This window comes from Larkinella bovis, from assembly GCF_042655385.1.
GTDB classification, from domain to species: domain Bacteria; phylum Bacteroidota; class Bacteroidia; order Cytophagales; family Spirosomataceae; genus Larkinella; species Larkinella bovis.
This window is the reverse complement of record NZ_JBHSMA010000002.1, coordinates 73,224-92,369: the sequence shown is the minus strand read 5'-3', so window position 1 is coordinate 92,369 and position 19,146 is coordinate 73,224. Positions and strand designations below refer to the sequence as shown.

Here is a 19,146-nt window from a genome sequence, read left to right as displayed (position 1 = left end):
CTGTCAGACCCTTCCCCAGCGATCAGAAACTCCGCCATAATGACATAGCTTGACGTAAACATTCGACTGGTATGAATGTTGTCACTTGGATGGTATACTTTTAAATCCGAATCCGTAACCGGGATACCCGAAAATCGAAATTTTCCTTACTTTCGAACCTGGTTTTGTGGTTACTGAGCCTATCAACATTCGTTCGTTAAAATTTGTTAATTGCGTTAGAAAATCGAATTTTTGGAAAAGCGGATTTCGTTATCATGGTGAACTGATGCGAAAGCAGTAAACGACCCATTTTAGAATCAAGTCATGAAAAGCAACTGGAAATCTTTAGCAATCATCGCTCTCTTATCGAGCTTTGTCACGCTGGCCGCTTACAACTTCCTGGGATTTAACAAACAGGATGTTGTTTTCAATGAATCGGCTCCCGCGTCGACTCCCATCGGGCGGTTAGCCGCCTTGACCGCTCCGCAGTCGGCGCCGGGCGACTTTGCCTATGCCGCCGAAGCTGCTACGCCAGCCGTCGTCCATATTAAAACCACCATCACCCGGACCGTGCGTCAGCAACAGATCCCGGATATTTTCCGCGACTTCTTCGGTGACGAATTCGGCCGGGGCAACGGAGGAGCTCCGCAACGGCAACGGGGACAGGCTTCAGGGTCTGGGGTGATCATCAGCCAGGATGGCTATATTGTTACCAACAACCACGTGGTGCAGGGTGCCGACGAAGTGGAAGTCATTATGACCGACAAACGGAGCTTCAAAGCCAAAGTGATCGGTACCGATCCCCTGACTGACCTCGCCGTCATTCAGGTCAATGCCAAGAATTTGCCCGCCATTACACTGGGTGATTCCGACGTCCTGAAACTGGGCGAATGGGTACTGGCCGTTGGTTATCCGCTGGATCTGGAATCTACGGTAACCGCCGGGATTGTCAGCGCGAAAAGCCGCCGGATCGGTATTCTGGATCAGAACATTGACCGCAACGCCGAAAAACCGGATTCACCGGTGGAAGCCTTCATTCAAACCGACGCAGCCATCAACCCCGGTAACTCCGGTGGTGCGCTGGTGAACCTGCGGGGTGAACTGGTTGGTATTAACTCGGCCATCGCTTCGGCAACGGGTTACTATAGTGGGTACGGTTTTGCCGTTCCGGTATCGCTGGTGAAAAAAGTTTCGGCTGACCTCGTGAAATACGGTAACGTACAACGGGGCTACCTGGGCATCATCCCGGTTGAGCTGAACAGCCTCCGCGCTCAGGAACTGGGCTCTAAAATCGGACGCGGTATTTACATCAACGAAGTGGTTGAAGGCGGTGCCTCGGCCGCTGCCGGTCTGAAAAAAGGTGATGTTATCGTGAAAATGGAAGGTCAGAACGTGGATTCCGACGCCCAGATGCGCGAGATCATTGGCCGTCGTCGTCCGGGTGATGTCATTGCCATGACCGTCAACCGGAATGGTGACCTGCGTGATTTCCGGGTTGAGTTGCGCAACCGCAACGGTGGCCGGGATATCATCAAGAAAAGCGATAACGTTTCGGTATCCAGCGCATCAGCCAGCCTGAGCTCCCTCGGTGCCGACTTCGAAGAACTGACGGCGACCGATGCCAAACGGCTGGGAATCGACGGTGGTGTTCGTATCAAACGGATTCGTGACGGGAAAATGTCCGACACAGATATCGAAGAAGGCTTTATCATTGTAAAAGCCAATGGCAAAGTCGTTCGCACGATGAAAGATCTGCAAGGTGCCCTGAATTCGACCAAAGAAGGCGAAGGACTGCTGCTGATCGGGATGTATCCGAACAGTTCCCGGATGTACTACTACGCCGTGCCTGTTTAAGTTAGTCAATAGTAGCGAATTATAAAAAAGCCGCCCGGTTCTGAGAACCGGGCGGCTTTTTTAGGCGAAGCCGACGAAAGCGGTTATTCGAAGTAATTCATCACCCGGTGCCCACTCTTTTCCAGCAATTGGTCACGCTGAAACAACTCGACATCGGCAGCCACCATTTCTTTCACCAGTGCCGCCAGATCGTACTTGGGTTTCCAGCCTAATTTAGTCATGGCCTTGGTCGGGTCACCGAGCAGCAAATCCACTTCGGTCGGCCGGAAATACCGCTCGTCGATACAAACGACTTCCCTGCCAATTTCCAGCGGATACTGCGGATGGGTCGATTTGACCACGATGCCGGTTTCATTAATGCCTTCGCCTTTGAATTCCAGTTCAATGCCCACTTCGGCAAACGCCATCCGGATGAAATCGCGGATGTGCGTCGTCTGGCCGGTTGCAATGACAAAGTCCTCCGGTTGGTCCTGCTGCAACATCAGCCACATGGCCTCGACATAATCCTTCGCATGGCCCCAGTCGCGCTGGGCGTCCAGATTACCCATATACACCTTCTCCTGCAACCCGAGCGCAATCCGGGCCACCGCCCGTGTGATTTTCCGGGTCACGAAGGTTTCACCGCGCAGGGGCGATTCGTGGTTGAACAGAATCCCGTTGCACGCATACATGTTGTAGGCTTCCCGGTAATTGACCGTAATCCAGTAACCGTAGAGTTTGGCAACGGCGTAGGGCGAACGGGGATAGAACGGCGTCATTTCCGACTGGGCATGCCCCTGAACGCCACCGTACAGTTCGGAGGTAGAAGCCTGATAAATCCGGGTTTTATTCGTTAAGCCCAGCAACCGAACCGCTTCCAGAATGCGCAGCGTCCCGATGCCATCGACCTGAGCGGTGTATTCCGGTTCTTCAAAACTCACCCGGACGTGCGACATGGCCCCCAGGTTATAAATTTCGTCGGGCTGGATTTCCTGAATAATCCGGATGATGTTGGTGGAGTCGGACAGATCCCCGTAATGCAGTCGAAACCGGACGTGTTTTTCGTGCGGATCTTCGTAGATATGGTCGATCCGCTGGGTATTAAACAGCGAACTTCGGCGTTTAATCCCGTGAACTTCGTAGCCTTTCGATAAAAGAAGTTCCGCGAGATACGAGCCATCCTGCCCTGTAATACCGGTAATAAGTGCTTTTTTCATAGATTCTTGCAAATATGTGGGCAATGCATTAATCGTCAGTCGTCTTCATTTCACGGACAGACTCCGCCGGATTTCGATCCGATCCGGTAAGAGCGTAGCCGACGAAAACTGCTGCTTGAGTTGGGCCAGATACCGCTCGGCGTCGAGCCGACGCATGAAATCACCAACTTTTAACCGATACGTCGGCTGCCGGAAGGTTGTATACGGATTAAGCTCCGGGAAATTCTGGTAGGTAAATCGTTTGACCCGGTCTACTTCTGTCCGTTCATTTCCGACGTAAATCTGTATCCGGTACCCCTGCGCGTAGCGGATGGTCCGGTTTTTAACCGAAATCGTGTCCAAAACCGCATCCAGTTTTTTATTGATGTGCATTGGTTCGGCCATCGGAAGCGTCCGGCGGTTTTCCGGGGCCGGGCGCGTGGCGGGTGCCGGGGGGCTGGATGGGGTAGCCGCAGAAACGCTGTATTTCGGGCGGGTAGCCGATAAATCGTAAGTATAATTGTTGTAATCGGTCGAAGAAGCGCGTGAAGCCGTCTTTTTAGAGGAGGCACACGAGCTGATCCAGCCCGAAAGCCCCACCAGAAGGGCCAAAATCACCAGATTTTCTGACCGGAATCTATTCATTTGTGCGTTCATGCCTGCTTTGCAAATGTAGCAACTATCTGGTTATGCAACAATCTAGCCGCTATCTTGTTGGGCACTCCCGCCGAGATACTAACGTTTTGCCATCTTTTTACTTACTTTGAGGTAGCTTTATTACGCTAACCTATGTTAGATATTCAGAGTCACGTATCGCTGAAACCGTATAATACGTTTGGTATCGACGCAAAAGCACGCTATTGGGTGGAGATCGATTCCGAAGATCAATTAAAAACGCTCTTTCAATTATCCGAATACCTGGCCGTTCCGAAGCTCATTCTGGGCGGTGGCAGTAACTTGTTGTTTACACGCGATTTTGAAGGGCTGGTTGTGAAGGTCTCCATTGAAGGCATCGAGGTCATTCGGGAAGACGATGCGCACGTGTACGTCAGAGCCGGTGCGGGAGTCAACTGGCACCAGCTGGTAATGCACTGTGTCCATCACGGATACGCCGGAATTGAAAATCTTTCGCTGATTCCGGGCACCACCGGGGCGGCTCCCATGCAGAACATCGGCGCCTACGGCGTTGAAATTGAGCAGGTTTTCGATCATCTGGAAGCGGTGGCCATCGAAACGGGGGAGATCCGGGTTTTCACCCATGCCGAATGCCGGTTTGGCTACCGCGAAAGTGTTTTCAAACACGAAGCCAAAGGGAAATACCTCATCAGCAGCGTTACCTTCCGGCTGGATAAACACCCGGTTTTTCACACGTCTTACGGAGCCATTCAGGAAACTTTGACTGCCATGGGGATTTCGGAGGATAACCTGAGTATCAAGGCCATCAGCGATGCGGTGATCCGGATTCGGCGGAGCAAATTGCCCAATCCGGCCGACATTGGCAATGCGGGCAGCTTTTTCAAAAATCCGGAAATTTCCAAGGATCAGTTCGAAACCCTGAAAACCGCCTACCCGACGCTGCCCGGCTATCCGACCGGCGACCTGACCGTGAAAGTTCCGGCGGGCTGGCTCATCGAGCAGGCTGGCTGGAAAGGCAAACGAATCGGTAATGCGGGCGTTCATACCCGGCAGGCGCTTGTGCTGGTCAACCACGGGGGTGCTACCGGTTCCGAAATCCTCCAGCTGGCGTACAAAGTTCAGCAGTCCGTGGACGACAAGTTCGGCATTCGGCTGAACCCGGAAGTGAATATTGTCTAAAAACCGCTTAGGCCACTTTTTTCGCCAGGTAGATTTGCGCAATCACCAGCAGGGCGACACCGTATTCGACCCAACCGATCGACTCGCTCAACAGCCAGGCCGAAATGATCAGGGTGAAGAACGTTTGCAACAGTTGTAATTGGGAAACCAGCGCCACTCCGCCCAACGCCAGCCCTTTATACCAGGGAACAAAACCGAAGAGCTGGCTGAGCAGCGTCACGTAAACCATGCCTGTCAACGCACTTGCTGTCAACCCTGATGGCGGCTGGTAGAACCACGAAACGACAGCGGCCGGAATACTGATTGGCAAAACCAGCACCAGCGCGCAACAAATCACGTCCAGCCCCGAAAGCTGCCGCGTCAGTTGAGCTCCCAGCGCGTAACCAAGGCTCGCCGAAACCGTGGCACCGAGCAGCAGCAGGTCAGCCGTTTGCAGCGTTACTTTCTCCCGAAACAGAACGTAGCCCAGGACCGTCAGACAACCGCTCCCCGAAATAATCCAGAACCCGGTTTTGTGCGTTTCCCGGTGGATCAGGGCCCCAAAAAGGGCCGTAGTCAGGGGCAAAAGCGCCAGCACAATTCCCGCGTGGGACGAAGAGGTTGAATACATGGCAACGGTCATTAAAACCGGAAAACCCAGCCCGACGCCAAACGAAATCCCGACCAGCGTACGGAAGTGTTTTCGAATCAGGAATAACTTGCCCTGCTGATACAGGATCACCAGCGAAATCAGACCGGCGCCAGCAATTCGTCCGAAACTGACGAGCCAGGGATTTAAACTTCCCAGCGTCAGCTTGGTCATGGGAACGGTAAAACTGAAACAAATGACGCCCACCAGGCCCAGCAAAAGCCCGCGTTGCCGGTCTGTCAGGTTATGACCCGGTCGTATTTTCTGCCCGTCCATCAGTTTAGCGGCCCTGCCTGTAGAAATCCTTAAAACAAAAAGGCTTCATCCAACACCGAGTGTTGAATGAAGCCTTTACCAAATCCAGCATTCAACTACTCAAAACAGAGCGAGGCCGCACCCAGCAGCCCGGCATCGTTGCCGAGGGTGGCACGTTTGAGCGACAGACCTTTCTGATAATAAGGAGTCAGCCAGAAATCGAGTTGTTTTTGGACTGCCGGCAGAATGTAATCGTACGAAGCAGACAAACCGCCCCCAATCAGGATTTGCTTGATATCAAGGACGCGAATCAGCGAAACCAGCCCGTCGCCCAGCATCTCCCCTACTTCCGTCCAGATCTGGAGCGCCAGTTTGTCGCCGACCGCAGCGGCCGCCACCAGGCTGGTGGTTGAAATGCTGCCGTCGGAAGCAAGCTGCGTCGAACCGGTGTATTCCTGCCGCCGGTCGTTGGCCAGGTCCAGCAGTTCTTTTTTACCGATGTTCCGCTCGAGCACCCGGTTGTTGCGCGAAGGCAGGTGACCCGGTTCCATGGCGTTTCCGTCGCCCCCTAAGAACACTTTTTTATTGATAATGGCCGCCCCACCGACGCCCGTTCCGAGCGTGATGAAAATGTAGTTTTCGTCAATTTTCTCGTCGGCAAAATAGAATTCACCCAGAGCGGCTGCATTAGCGTCGTTTTCCAGAAAAAACTGCACGTCGGGAAACCGCTTCGTCAACGTTTCGACCAGTGGTACACCGTTCAATTCGGGAATGGCGGTGATTTCGAGGGGAACGGTGCGCTCCCGGTTGATCATACCGGGCAGCCCGATTCCGACCTTCCGAATCTCTTTATGTTCATACAGTTGAAGCGCAATCGCGTCGGCAAACTGTTCGACAAAATGGCCCGATTCGCGCCAGCTGGCCGTATCGTGGCTATAGAAATTAGAAATATTACCGCTCTGTGCGTCGACTATCCCCATTTTGACATTCGTACCGCCGACGTCAATACCCAAATATTGAACCGATTCCATTACTGGAGTTTTATGTTAGAAATGATGCTTTCTCGTTTATCCTTTATCGATGAGCCCGCAAGATACGAAGTTAGATTTTAATGAGTAGCAAAATATGAACATTGCCGGGCTGGCCGGATGGTGCACCAGGGTATTCAATTGCCGCCTTTTTCAAATCGCTACTCGATATCACCCAGTTGCGGTCGGAGCAGAATCTCCTCAACCACCGCGCCGGCCGACAGGTTATAGGCTGACCAGATCACTTCCGCGATATCAGCCGCCTGCATAAACCGGGTTTCGGGCAAGCCGCTGGCGGCCCAACTGTCGGTATACGTCGCCCCGGGCAGCAGGGTCGTTACTTTGACGCCATACGGTTTCATTTCCTCCCGCAGCTCTTTCGCCAGTCCCAGCAGGGCAAATTTGGAAATGCAATAGGAGCCCCCGTTGGGATAGGCCTTGATGCTGGCCGTGGAACCCATCATGAAAATGTGCCCCTGCCGTTGCTTCATCATGTCACCGATCAGCCCGCGGGTCAGGTAATACACACTGGCAACATTGAGGCTCATGGTCAGCTCAAACGTTCCTTCCGGCTCGTTGTAGATTTGCCCCGGCTGAAAAATGCCCACATTGTTGACCAGCGCGCTGACCGGACGGGCCAACGAACGAATGAACGCAACCAGCCGGTTGACTTCGGAACGTTCGGCCAGATCGGCCGCAAACGGGAAAATGGTCGGAATAATGGCCTCCTCAAAGCCTTCGAGCACTTCCGAAACCGATTCTTCGATTTCGTGTTTCAACTGCCGTAAATCGCCTTCGTTGCGGGCGCATACCACGACGTCAAAACCGCCCTCGGCAAACCGCTCTACCACCGCTCGCCCGATCCCTTTCGTACCGCCCGTGACTACCAATAATGGATTCATACAATCGCCAACGGTCATTAGCCCCTGTCCAATCGGATAAAATACGCCGGATTGTTCCTAAATGACTATCGACTCTTTAATGTTTTTGGCAAGATACGCACAAAACCGTTCTATCTTTACCGTAGTTTTATTGTTATTTGCGCTCATGCATTATCTTGGACGTTATTTTATCTTCTTAGGCGCCCTGTTCCGGAACCGCGAGAAAGTAGGAGTATACACCAGACTGGTTCTGGACGAATGCATCCAAATCGGCATCAACTCCGTCTTCATCGTTTCCATTGTTTCGACCTTCATCGGGGCCGTAACCTGCGTTCAGACGGCCTACAACATGGTGAGCCCTTTCGTCCCAACGTACATCATATCCCTCATTGTCAGGGACATGACTGTTCTTGAACTGGCTCCTACCATCACCTGCGTGGTACTATCGGGAAAAGTCGGCTCCAACATTGCGGGAGGGCTAGGAACCATGCGCATCACGGAACAAATCGACGCCCTGGAAGTGATGGGCATCAATTCCACCTCCTACCTGGTTCTTCCCAAAGTTCTGGCGGCCATGATCACGTTTCCGATGCTGGTCATTCTGGCCGGTTTTTTATCCATTTATGGCGGATATATTGCCGGAACACTGGCCAAACTCATCACATCGGAAGAATATATATACGGCCTGCGTTCCGACTTCAACCCCTTTAACATCACCTTTGCGCTCATCAAGTCGGTGGTGTTTGCCTTTCTGATTTCCACGATTTCGTCATTCAAAGGGTATTACACGTCCGGGGGAGCGCTGGAAGTCGGACAGGCATCGACAGCCGCCGTAACCAATAGTTGTATTGCCGTCCTGGCTGCGGATTTTTTACTCGCGCAGTTATTGTTGTGAGTTCATCGATCATTACACCGAGGTAATCCGAGCAGATCGGAGGCTCCCGGATTAACCTGGTGCAACCGTTCAAGCATCATGATTGAAATCAAAAATATTCAGAAGACCTTCGGCGGCCGGACCGTGCTGGCGGGCATTTCCGGGACGTTTCTACCCGGCGATACCAGCCTGATCATCGGGGGCAGTGGCACCGGCAAAAGTGTATTACTCAAATGCATGATCGGTCTGATCAAACCGGAAGAAGGTCAGGTGCTCTACAACGGGCGCGACTTTCTGAATGGTGACCAGGATACCCAGAAAGCCATTCGGCGCGAAATGGGCGTCTTGTTCCAAGGGGGAGCCCTATTCGATTCCAAAACCGTCCTGGAAAATGTTCAGTTTCCGCTCGACATGCTCACCCACATGTCCTCCTCCGAGAAGAAGGAACGGGCCCGGTTTTGTCTGCAACGGGTGGGGCTGGAAGCAGCCGCCGACCGGATGCCCTCGGAAATCAGCGGGGGAATGAAAAAACGCGTCGGCATTGCCCGCGCCATCGTCATGAACCCCAAATACCTGTTCTGCGACGAACCCAATTCCGGCCTGGACCCCCTGACGTCCATCAAAATCGACGAACTGATCCGGGAAATCACCGACGAGTTTAAAATCACTACGGTAGTCATCACCCACGATATGAACTCGATGATTGAAATCGGCGAAAAGATTCTATTCCTCTATAAAGGCCAAAAGCTCTGGGAAGGCACCAGTGCTACCATCACCCACTCGAACGTGCCGGAACTGAACGAGTTTATTTACGCGAACAAGTTGTTGCGCGATACCCAGGCGTGAACGCAATGAAGAATGTACCCGTAACTCCGAACAACGTCAGGTGGCCAGGCGGCTTTTTTTCATCGTTCATTATTCAGGGTGCGTTCTTGCTGATCTGCTGGCTGGCTTTTCTTCCCACCGGTTTTGCCCAGCAGCCCTGGCCCCCGGTTTTCGAATTCAAAACCGATTCGGCCCGGATCACGGTCGACAGCACGCATTACCAGGTCCTGGAAGATCTGACGCAAAAGCTCACCTTTGAGCAGGTCCGACGCAGCCCCGACTTCCGGTACGACACTCCTTCTGATCCTAAACGCACGGCCCATGTCTGCTGGGTACGTTTTCGGGTCCGGAATTCGCTGCCTCACGCGCTGGATCTGTATTCCCTTAATTTCTACGCCAGTTACCTGGATCTATACTGGCAGGACAGTACCCAGCGCTGGCACCACCAGAAAACCGGTGATCTGGTGCCCGAAAATCAGATTTCGGACCGCCATGGAAGCAAAGAGCGGGCCCGGCTGTTCCTGCACCTGAAACCGGGCGAGCAGCTTACCCTTTACCAACGCCTGGAAACCGCCTACTGGCATCCGGCGATGAGTGAGGTCCAACCCCAATTCCAAACCGAACAAAACCGGTTCCATGCCTTCTACCAATCGACCTGGGTCGAAAAAGGGTGGAAGCTCGATTATTTCGACGGGATCATGATCGGGATCCTTCTGCTGGCGGTCTGCTACAATCTGCTCATCTTCGTGTCGATCCGGGACACGGTTTACCTTTATTTTGCGATCTGTCTGTTATTCTTCACCTTAGACCGCAACCAGTACGGGATCCAGCAGGCTTTTTTGCCCAACCAGCCTTATCTTTTCAAGTTAGCCGGCAACTTCTTCTTCACTGTATTCTTCTTCTTTTTCATCCAGTCGATCCTAAAATTCATTCAGGCCCGTTTGGAGTTGCGACGGCTTAATCTGGCCATTACCTTTTTTCTGATTGTATCGCTCGGGGTTAATATTATTCAGTTTTTTATATTTCGCTTTCCTGGTTCATCCCCGTACGGCTTTCAGTTTGGGATGGAAATCCTGATCCGGGTGATTTACATTCTGACGACGATTGCGGTCGTGAAAAAGATCCGGCGCGGATCGAGCGATGCACGGTTTGCGCTCCTGGCTACCTTGCCTTTATTTTCCTACTGGCTTTTCACGTTAAGCACACACCTTTTCGGTCGGTACTTTGGCCTTAAGTTATCCCAATCCTTCCGGGCCGCGATGCCCTACGTGGAAGGTTTCTGCTTTGCCTGGCTCATCATTTCATTTTCGGGCGCCCTGTTCAACCGGTATAACCTGGCCCGAAAACGAGTCGCGCAACAGGCTATTGAGAAAGAACAACTCGAAAAAGAACGCGAAATTGAGCGAAACCGCATCATTGCCAGCCAGAACGAACGTCTTGAACAACAGGTAAAAGAACGAACGGCCCAGTTGCAGACCTCGCTCGAAGAATTAAAAGCCGCCCAGAATCAATTGATTCAACAGGAGAAACTCGCTTCGCTGGGTGAACTGACCGCCGGCATTGCCCACGAAATTCAGAACCCGCTCAACTTTGTCAACAACTTTTCAGATGTTAGCGCGGAACTCGTCAGTGAACTGGAAGACGAGCGGCAAAAACCGGATCGTGACACCGAACTGGAACAGGAACTGCTCGGCGATTTGAAACAGAATCTCCAGAAAATCAGCCACCACGGCAGACGCGCCAGCCAGATCGTCCGGAGTATGCTCGCCCATTCGCGCACCAGTGCGGGCGAGCGGCAACCCACCCATCTGAACGGGCTGTGCGATGAATACCTGCGGCTGGCTTACCACGGCTTGCGGGCGAAAGACAATACGTTTAACTGTGAGCTGATAACCGACTTTGATGCCCGTATCGGTTTGGTAAACATCGTACCGCAGGAAATGGGGCGCGTGTTGCTGAACCTGTTCAATAACGCATTTTACACCGTTCAGGAAAAGCAAAAAACCGCATCAGAGCCGTATAAACCGGTGGTTTCGGTTCAGACGAAGGCTGGGGATCGCCGGATCGAAATCCGGGTGATCGACAACGGAATGGGCATGCCCGCCCTGGTGCAAGAGAAAGTATTTCAGCCCTTTTTTACGACGAAACCGACGGGCGAAGGCACCGGTCTGGGGCTTTCCCTGAGTTACGACATCGTTACAAAAGGCCACAATGGCACGTTGACCGTTACCAGCCAGCCCGGTAACGGAACGGAATTTGTCATCACCTTACCCGTTACCTGATTCCTGCATCAGGCTCTTGTCCCGGCCCCGGTTCCGAATCCGGGTCAGCAACGGTACGAACGTTTTCCGCTCCATTACCAGCATCACACCAAGAAACAGCGCAAACAGCACCAGGTGATACGGCACGGAAATCCAGAGACTCGAAATGTCTATCTGGGAAGCCAGGTAAATCAGGACACCCCCGCTGAATACATAAATCAGGGCAGAAGGAACATCATACGGCACCGGATAGTGTTTCTCCCCGAGCAGGTAGCACGTAACACACATCACAACACTCGAGGCCAGATAAGCCACGGCGCAGCCCATATAGCCCATAAGCGGAATCAGCAGAATGTTCAGGCCGACCGTCACCCCCGCGCCCAGGGCCGTAATAGCCGTTCCGTAGGCGGTTTTATCGCTTAGTTTGAACCAGAAAGCAATGTTGTAGTATACGCCCAGCACCAGATTGGCCAGCAGCAGAATCGGCACGATGCCCAACCCCTGCCGGTAGGTTTTACCAATAAACAAACCGATCCAGTCCAGATTCAGGCTGATGCCGACCCAGATGATGACGCAGACAATGATGAACCATTTGTTGACTTCCGCCAGCAAACCGGGTGCATTTTTGTCTTCGGCCCGGGAGAAAAAGAACGGGTCAGCCGCAAACTTGAATGACTGAATCGCCAGCGCCATGAAGATGGAAAGCTTATAACAGTTTCCGTAAATCCCGAGGGCATCTTCCGACGTCAGGCCCGGGTAAAACCCTTCCGGCAGCAGCGGCCGCAGAAACCAGCGGTCGGTCAGCATATTGATGTTACCGGCCAGGGTGGTCAGCATCAACGGAAACGAATACGCCAGCAGCAGTTTTACCTGCGCCCGATCGACCTGAAGCCGGAAACCAGCGAACGCTTTCCACAAGAGCGGGAAATACAGCAGGTTGGCGATCAGATTGGCCAGAAAAATATAACCGGGACCAACGGACGGGTCGTAGAATAAATCGACAAAGGGCTGGAGAAAAAGCAGGTAGTCGCCGTTGTAAATCTGCGGACAGATGACCAGGAAAAAGACATTTAACGCCACATTGAGGGAAATGTTGATGAGTTTGGTTTTCACAAACTGCCGGGCTTTATTCTCGATCCGCAACCGGGCAAACGGAATCGACACAATGGCATCCGTGGCGGCAATCATCGCGACCCAGGTAATAAACGTCTGCTGACCGGGGTAATCGAGCCAATTGGCAATCTGAGGGGATAAAACCGTAATCAGGGCCGTCGCGCCCAGACTCAGAATCAGGACAATACTCAGGGTTTCGTTGAACACCCGCTGCCGGTTATCGTTCTGCCGGGCCGCATACCGGAAAAAAGCCGTATCCAGACTTAAGGTATAAACCAGCAGCAAAACCGGTATGTAGGAAAATAGCTCCACATTCGAGGCCAGTTCGCCGGTGCGCTCGAAAATTCGCGTGTGCAACGGCACCATGAGCCAGTAGAGCATCCGTCCCAGAATGGTACTGATGCCGTACAGCGCCGTATCGCTCGCTAACTTTTTAAATCCACTCATACTTTTTCATTACTACAAAGATAGGCGTTCCGGTCTAAAGCCCTAGTATTTTACCCGAACTCTGCGACCTGCTTTCCGGGGCTCATGGGGTCGAAAAAGCAGGTTATGTTCCATTCGTTCTGATATTTTTTTGTCGGGGTAATTATTCTGAAAAATAATGCAACAATTTTTCAGAAGGTAAACTATTTACCCCACTTTGGCGTTTTCTATTCAATTGCGTCTTTCCCGAAAATCCTGCCGGCTTCCGGCGGGATTTTTCATTGGTGCCAATCCCACTTTCTCCCCGGATTTTCCGCCAATAAAATCAACTTCTAAGCGTTAAAATGTATAGCCAAGCGATAAATCGTTAACTTGGCGGCAATCACAGCATACTGTTACCAGTAACTATATGAAAATCAGTACCTCCTATTCCTTGCTGGTGGCGCTGGGGCTGGCCATCGGGCTGGCCGGATGCAACTCCGCCCTGCAGGTGTATAAAAAAGGCGTTCGCCAATTCGAACAAGGGGAATACAATCTGGCCATTGAGAATTTACAGAAAGCCGCCAACGGCAAGGGTGTCACCGATGTAGCCCGGCTGAATTACCTGCTGGCCGAGTCATACCGTCTGTCGAACCGGTTTCCGCAGGCGGCCCCGTTCTACCAGAAAGCCATTGAGGCCGGAATCACGGAGGCCAATGCCAAGATGTACTACGCTTACGCCCTGAAGGCGCAGGGACAGTATCCCGAAGCCCTGGCCCAGTTGAATCAGTACATTGCGTCAAAACCGGCCAGCAAGGTCAATCTGGAAAAAGCCCGGCGCGAAGCCGAAACCCTGCGCGCCATCGAGGTGATCAGCCAGAAGAAAATTGCGTACCAGCCCCGCAACCTCGGAAACCTGAACTCACCCGGTTCGGAATACGCCCCGGTTCTGCTCGGTGACGAACTGGTTTTTACGTCTTCCCGGAAAGAGAAAGTCTACAAGAACAACGGGTTGCCGATGACCGGTCTGTACAAAATCAAACTGGCGCAGAAACCCGACGAAACCGGCAACAATCCGGAGAAATTCAGCGCCAGCATCTTTAAGGACGATGCCAACGAAGGAACGCCCGCGTTCTCGAAGGACGGCAAAACCATGATTTTTGCCCGCGGGAACAACGGAAAACGCAAAGGGGGGCTGGATGTCGATCTGTACATCAGTCGGTTGAACGGTACGGTCTGGAGCGAACCCGCCCGACTGCCCATCAGCGACTCGACGGCCTGGGATGGCAGCCCGGCTTTTTCGGCCGATGGCAAGACCCTTTATTTTGCCTCCAACCGCACCGGTTCGGTGGGCGGGATCGATCTCTACCGCACCAACATGGATGCGTCGGGCCGGTTTAGCCGTCCGGTCAACATGGGCCGCGACATCAACACGCCGGGCGACGAGATGTTTCCGTACGTGGCCGCCGATGGCAAACTGTACTTTGCGTCCGACGGGCATCCGGGTCTGGGGAAACTCGACATTTTCGTAGCCACGCGCTCCCAGGGCATTATTTCCGTCGAAAACCTGGGTGTGCCGATCAACTCGCCGGCGGATGATTTCGGGCTGGTGCTGATCGATAACCACAAAGGCTATTTTGCCTCGAACCGCGAAGGCGGCAAGGGGGACGACGATATTTATTATTTCGACGACTCGGAAGGGACCACGGAAAATCCGCCCCTTGCGGCAACACCCCCGACCGAAGCCCCCAAGCGCGTCCGGTATTTCCTTGCCGGTACGGTTTCGGAAAATGCGTCTCCGCAGGCTCCGCTGGACTCCGCCCGCGTCCGGATTCTCGAAGATGGCGTGGAAACACCGATTGGCGATGCGCTGACGGGCGATCCCGGCACCTACGGCAAATTCCCGCTGAAGGAAGGAAAGGATTATACGATTCTGGTGGAGCGCCCCGGTTATCTGACCAAACGCGAACAGTTTACGATGCAGGGCCGGAGTATTCCGCCGATCTTCCTGAAAAAAGCCGAGACCGATACGACGTTCGACGTCCCGATTCTGCTCGATAAAGTGTCGCTGGGTAAAACGTTCGTGCTCGAAAATATTTATTACGACCTGGATAAATACAACATCCGGCCCGACGCTGCGGAAGAACTGGACAAACTTGTCACGATCCTGAAAGACAATCCGACGCTGAAAATCGAGCTGAGTTCGCATACCGACGTTCGGGCCGCGGATGCCTATAACATGCGCCTGTCGCAGAACCGGGCCAAAGCCGCCGTCGATTACATCGTTTCCAAAGGCATTGCCGCAGACCGCCTGATTGCGAAAGGCTACGGCGAAACGCAGCTGATCGTCAAACAGGCCAAAACCGAGGACGAACACCAGCGCAACCGCCGGACGGAGTTCAAGATTTTGGACTTCTAAGGTCCGGGTTTCAAACCTTGACTCATCGAACGGGTTTATAGTGTACGGTTTTTCATAGCCGGTTTTCGGTCGTTGACGCATTTCCTAACGGATGCGGAGCGAACTAAAAACCGGCCACGGAAAACCGGCAAACTGTAAACCCGTTTTGTTATGAAAAACGATAAAATCCGGCAGTTCCTGGTGGTTTTCATCCTTATTTCAACCATCGTCATGAACTACCTGTCGAGCGCAGTTCCTTTTGGTGGCCAGACCAACGCCCAGGTTTCCGACAAATATTTCACCGACTTCACGCCCGCCGGTTTTGCCTTCTCCATCTGGGGGGTTATTTACCTGGGGTTACTTGGTTTTGCAATTTATCAGGCGTTACCGTCGCAGCGAACCAATCCACGGTTTCGGGCTATTGGCCCCCTGGTGGTCCTGAACGGTTTGTTCAACAGCCTGTGGCTGGTGATTTTCCAGAATGAATGGCTTTTTGTCTCCGTTCTGTTCATTGCCGGTATTCTGTATACGCTCTACGGCATTAACCTGGGCCTCCGGCTGAAAGCGACGGACGTACCGACGGCCGAGACCTGGCTGGCACGGATCCCGTTCGGGCTCTATTTCGGCTGGATAACGGTAGCCACCATCGCCAACGTCTGCGTCTGGCTCGAATCGACCCAGTGGAACGGTTGGGGAATCAGTGGGCCGGTCTGGGCACAGATCATGATTGCGGTCGGCCTGGCCATCGGGCTGTTTGTCTTCAGCCGACTGCGAAGTTTTGCCTACCTGCTGGTTTTTGTCTGGGCGTATGCCGCTATTGCCGCCGGCCAACAAGGCAACGGGTCGGTTTCGCTGGTCGCCATCCTTGGTGCCAGTATTGCCGCCCTGGTATGGGTGGTCAGTTTTTTCCAACGGCCCAACTCCCCATCGCACCCCACGCCTTCGTTCAATTGATGGCGTCATAAACCCGCCCGGTTTTATGAAATCGGGCGGGTTTATGACGGTTTTTTTGCACGTTTGCGGGCATTGCACGATTTTTACAGCATGTCTTGGAAACTACCTGCCGATCAGTATAAATTCTCGCCCGACGACGACGATTTTCCCAATATCTATTATTTCGTTCAGCAGTTTGGCGTTTTTCCGAATCAGCTCATCTGCCGTCATCAGTTCGAAATGACCCTGCCCAATTTTCTGACCGAGCAGCGGTTTACGAAGGTGCACGAGCGCACCGAACTGTTCACCAAACAGGAGGAACATTCCTTCTGGTCGCATCCCGATGGCGTGCTGCTCCGGTTGCATTACCTGCCCGCCATGAAAGCGTATTCCGTTCTAGGCGGCTACACCAGTCGTGAAATCCTGGATCGGGTTCTGACCGGTCTGGATGCGTACAAGATTCCGGACCCGGACAATTCGCTGGGCAAGGTTGGACTCATTACGCAGCAGTATAACGAACTGGTGGTTGAGGAAACCCAGCTGAAGCTGTTGCCGCTCGACCTGGAAAAGCATTATAACGACGACCTCGGGCCGGTTTACGAAAAACTGACCAACCGCTTGAACGCAACCGGCGAAAAGGGGCTGATTATTCTGCATGGCAAACCGGGAACTGGGAAAACCAACCTGATTCGCCACCTGACAACGCAGCTTTCCAAGCAGATTCTGGTGTTGCCCCCCCAACTGGTGGAGGTGATGACGCAACCCGGTTTTATCCCGTTTCTGCTCGAACAGCGCAATTCGATTCTGGTTATCGAAGAAGCCGAGCAGGTGCTGATGGACCGCGAAACCGACGTGCGGAATGCCGCCGTTTCCAACCTGTTAAACCTGACCGACGGTTTGCTGGCCGACTGTCTGGCCATTCAGATCATCTGTACGTTCAATACCGACATCAACCGGCTCGACCCGGCACTTCTGCGAAAAGGGCGGCTCATCGCCCGCTATGAATTTCAGGAACTGGCTACCGAGAAAGCCAACCGCCTGCTCGAAGAACGCGAACTTGCCTACCGCACGGCCCAGCCCATGACCCTGGCGGATATTTATCACCTGGAAGAGGAGGTTCATTTTGCCAATAAAGCGAAACGGGCCATTGGCTTTTAGTGCATGACGACGCATACGGTTTTTCTGCTGCTCGGTGCCAACCTGGGTGATCGGGCTGCTACCCTGCACCGGGCGCTCGAAACCATCCGGATCGATCTGGGGCCGGTTTTGGAGCAATCGGCGCTGTACGAAACCGCAGCCTGGGGCATTACCGACCAGCCCGCCTTTTTAAACCAGGTGCTGAAGGTATTGAGTGTGTTTCCGCCCGAGGAAATCCTGCAAAAAACGCAGGCCATCGAAAACCGACTGGGCCGCATCCGGCGCGAAAAATGGGGTAGTCGGCTCATCGACATCGATTTGCTGTACGTCGATGATCACATTCAGCGAAGCGAAACGCTGATTCTGCCGCATCCGTTCCTCCACGAACGGCGGTTTACGCTGGTCCCGCTGACGGAAATCGCCCCGGCGTTTATCCACCCGGTTTTGCGGAAAACCAACCAGCAATTGCTGGCCGAATGTCCGGATACAGGCGAAGTCAGCCGGTGGCAGGGCTAAACCGGCAATTCCAGGGCTACATTCCTGCAAAACCGCTCTTATTCAATCACTTTCGGCACCTGAAAATAGGCATCATTCTTCTCCGGGGCATTGGCCAGCGCCTGTTCGCGCGGCAGCTGATTCGCCACCTCGTCTTCGCGCAGCACGTTCAATTCCGCCGAAATATGGGTCAACGGTTCGACACCGGTCGTATCAATTTCGTTGAGCTGTTCCATCCACGTTAACACCTCATTCAGGCTCTCAATCAGCGATTGTTCTTCCTCCGGCCGGACATCCAGCCGGGCGAGATGCGCGATTTTATGCAGGGTTTCGTGATCAACTTTCATAGGTTATTTTTCAGTAAAGGGCGGCTGGCCGATTGGGCCATCAGCGACCCGTCGATAATCCGGTACGTTTCTTCCTTCAATTGCTCCACGTCGGCCTGCGTCAGCCCCTTCGTTTCAATGGGCGGATGCACCACTACCTTGATCCGGCGCCAGTGCATCCGCATTTTTTTCTTGTCCGGGAAAATTTCGTGATTATTCAGCAGCGCAATCGGCACAATCGGCACCTGCTGCTGCACGGCCATCGTAAACGCCCCATCTTTGAACGGATGAAACATTTTGGGCGGGTGTTTGGCCCGAATGCCTCCTTCCGGAAAAATCATGATACTACGCCCGCTTTTCAGCGTCCGGATGCCCTTCGAAAGCGAATAGGCCCGGCTGTTGGCCTGGCTGCGATCCACCTGAATGTGCAGTTTGGCAAACATATAGCCGAACAGGGGCGCGCGCTTGATGCCGCTTTTACCGACAAAGGCGTAGTAGTTCCGGATAATCAAGCCCATAACGGCGATATCCAGGTACGAGAAATGGTTGGCACAAAAGACGTACGTCCGCTTCGGATCCGGCCGAAACCGGTAGTCGATGTCGAGCGGCATCCCGATGATCCAGAAAAATAACCGCCCCCAGACGTAGTTCATTTTGTGCGCGTACGGCTTCCATTCTTCGCGTTGCAGAAAAATGAACATGAATGGAAACAGCACGATGAACAGCGCCAGAAACCAGAAGCCGCACCAGATTGTGTATAACAT

Annotated in this window: 17 protein-coding genes; 9 read left to right on the top strand and 8 right to left on the bottom strand. The window is 53.2% G+C overall.

Translation table 11 applies throughout. The features are described 5' to 3' along the window. Window positions 1-303: 303 nt before the first annotated feature. Window positions 304-1,833: a S1C family serine protease gene (locus ACFPMF_RS07745; RefSeq protein WP_379842833.1), complete on the top strand. Its 1,530-nt coding sequence runs from the start codon at window positions 304-306 to the stop codon at window positions 1,831-1,833. A gap of 83 nt (window positions 1,834-1,916) precedes the next feature. Here ACFPMF_RS07745 and gmd read toward each other — a convergent pair whose 3' ends face one another. Together gmd and ACFPMF_RS07735 are read right to left on the bottom strand one after the other, a co-directional pair. Further along, on the bottom strand, window positions 1,917-3,029 hold the full coding sequence (gmd, locus tag ACFPMF_RS07740; RefSeq protein ID WP_379842832.1) for a GDP-mannose 4,6-dehydratase: 1,113 nt from the start codon (window positions 3,027-3,029) through the stop codon (window positions 1,917-1,919). A gap of 45 nt (window positions 3,030-3,074) precedes the next feature. Further along, window positions 3,075-3,665: an SPOR domain-containing protein gene (locus ACFPMF_RS07735; protein ID WP_379842831.1), complete on the bottom strand. Its 591-nt coding sequence runs from the start codon at window positions 3,663-3,665 to the stop codon at window positions 3,075-3,077. A gap of 132 nt (window positions 3,666-3,797) precedes the next feature. Between ACFPMF_RS07735 and murB the strand changes: the two genes are divergently transcribed. Then, window positions 3,798-4,823, top strand: a complete 1,026-nt coding sequence (gene murB / locus ACFPMF_RS07730; RefSeq protein WP_379842830.1) for a UDP-N-acetylmuramate dehydrogenase — start codon at window positions 3,798-3,800, stop codon at window positions 4,821-4,823. A 7-nt stretch (window positions 4,824-4,830) separates the two neighbouring features. On the opposite strand, the gene ACFPMF_RS07725 is transcribed toward murB, so the two are convergent. The 3 genes from ACFPMF_RS07725 to ACFPMF_RS07715 all read right to left on the bottom strand — a co-directional run bounded on the left by ACFPMF_RS07725 (window position 4,831) and on the right by ACFPMF_RS07715 (window position 7,636). Beyond that, complete coding sequence (locus ACFPMF_RS07725; protein WP_379842829.1) at window positions 4,831-5,727, bottom strand: DMT family transporter; 897 nt, start codon at window positions 5,725-5,727, stop codon at window positions 4,831-4,833. Window positions 5,728-5,822: 95 nt separating this feature from the next. Next, window positions 5,823-6,737, bottom strand: coding sequence for an ROK family protein (locus tag ACFPMF_RS07720; protein WP_379842828.1), 915 nt, complete (start codon window positions 6,735-6,737; stop codon window positions 5,823-5,825). A 158-nt stretch (window positions 6,738-6,895) separates the two neighbouring features. Continuing rightward, window positions 6,896-7,636: an SDR family oxidoreductase gene (locus ACFPMF_RS07715; protein ID WP_379842827.1), complete on the bottom strand. Its 741-nt coding sequence runs from the start codon at window positions 7,634-7,636 to the stop codon at window positions 6,896-6,898. A gap of 145 nt (window positions 7,637-7,781) precedes the next feature. Here ACFPMF_RS07715 and ACFPMF_RS07710 point away from each other — a divergent pair, with 145 nt between their 5' ends. From ACFPMF_RS07710 to ACFPMF_RS07700, 3 genes are all read left to right on the top strand, one after another. Continuing rightward, the gene (locus tag ACFPMF_RS07710; RefSeq protein ID WP_379842826.1) at window positions 7,782-8,510 is read left to right on the top strand and encodes an MlaE family ABC transporter permease; all 729 of its coding nucleotides are present in this window, start codon (window positions 7,782-7,784) and stop codon (window positions 8,508-8,510) included. A 78-nt stretch (window positions 8,511-8,588) separates the two neighbouring features. Next, window positions 8,589-9,335 carry an ABC transporter ATP-binding protein gene (locus tag ACFPMF_RS07705; RefSeq protein WP_379842825.1) on the top strand — a complete coding sequence of 249 codons (747 nt, stop codon included), beginning with the start codon at window positions 8,589-8,591 and terminating at the stop codon, window positions 9,333-9,335. A gap of 5 nt (window positions 9,336-9,340) precedes the next feature. Then, window positions 9,341-11,596 (top strand): sensor histidine kinase, encoded by a 2,256-nt coding sequence (locus tag ACFPMF_RS07700; protein ID WP_379842824.1) that lies wholly within the window; start codon window positions 9,341-9,343, stop codon window positions 11,594-11,596. On the opposite strand, the gene ACFPMF_RS07695 is transcribed toward ACFPMF_RS07700, so the two are convergent. Then, window positions 11,582-13,135: a polysaccharide biosynthesis C-terminal domain-containing protein gene (locus ACFPMF_RS07695; RefSeq protein WP_379842823.1), complete on the bottom strand. Its 1,554-nt coding sequence runs from the start codon at window positions 13,133-13,135 to the stop codon at window positions 11,582-11,584. The genes ACFPMF_RS07700 and ACFPMF_RS07695 overlap by 15 nt on opposite strands. 388 nt (window positions 13,136-13,523) lie before the next feature. Between ACFPMF_RS07695 and ACFPMF_RS07690 the strand changes: the two genes are divergently transcribed. The 4 genes from ACFPMF_RS07690 (at window position 13,524) to folK (ending at window position 18,077) form a co-directional block, all read left to right on the top strand. After that, window positions 13,524-15,512 (top strand): CHU_0125 family OmpA-like outer membrane integrity protein, encoded by a 1,989-nt coding sequence (locus ACFPMF_RS07690; RefSeq protein ID WP_379842822.1) that lies wholly within the window; start codon window positions 13,524-13,526, stop codon window positions 15,510-15,512. A gap of 150 nt (window positions 15,513-15,662) precedes the next feature. Further along, window positions 15,663-16,445 (top strand): tryptophan-rich sensory protein, encoded by a 783-nt coding sequence (locus ACFPMF_RS07685; RefSeq protein WP_379842821.1) that lies wholly within the window; start codon window positions 15,663-15,665, stop codon window positions 16,443-16,445. 90 nt (window positions 16,446-16,535) lie between these two features. Continuing rightward, window positions 16,536-17,582: an AAA family ATPase gene (locus ACFPMF_RS07680; RefSeq protein ID WP_379842820.1), complete on the top strand. Its 1,047-nt coding sequence runs from the start codon at window positions 16,536-16,538 to the stop codon at window positions 17,580-17,582. A gap of 3 nt (window positions 17,583-17,585) precedes the next feature. Then, window positions 17,586-18,077: a 2-amino-4-hydroxy-6-hydroxymethyldihydropteridine diphosphokinase gene (folK, locus tag ACFPMF_RS07675; RefSeq protein WP_379842819.1), complete on the top strand. Its 492-nt coding sequence runs from the start codon at window positions 17,586-17,588 to the stop codon at window positions 18,075-18,077. A 38-nt stretch (window positions 18,078-18,115) separates the two neighbouring features. On the opposite strand, the gene gatC is transcribed toward folK, so the two are convergent. Together gatC and ACFPMF_RS07665 are read right to left on the bottom strand one after the other, a co-directional pair. Beyond that, window positions 18,116-18,403, bottom strand: a complete 288-nt coding sequence (gene gatC / locus ACFPMF_RS07670; protein ID WP_379842818.1) for an Asp-tRNA(Asn)/Glu-tRNA(Gln) amidotransferase subunit GatC — start codon at window positions 18,401-18,403, stop codon at window positions 18,116-18,118. Further along, a complete protein-coding gene (locus ACFPMF_RS07665; RefSeq protein ID WP_379842817.1) occupies window positions 18,400-19,146 on the bottom strand; it encodes a lysophospholipid acyltransferase family protein in 747 nt (248 codons plus the stop codon). The genes gatC and ACFPMF_RS07665 overlap by 4 nt, the downstream gene beginning before the upstream one ends.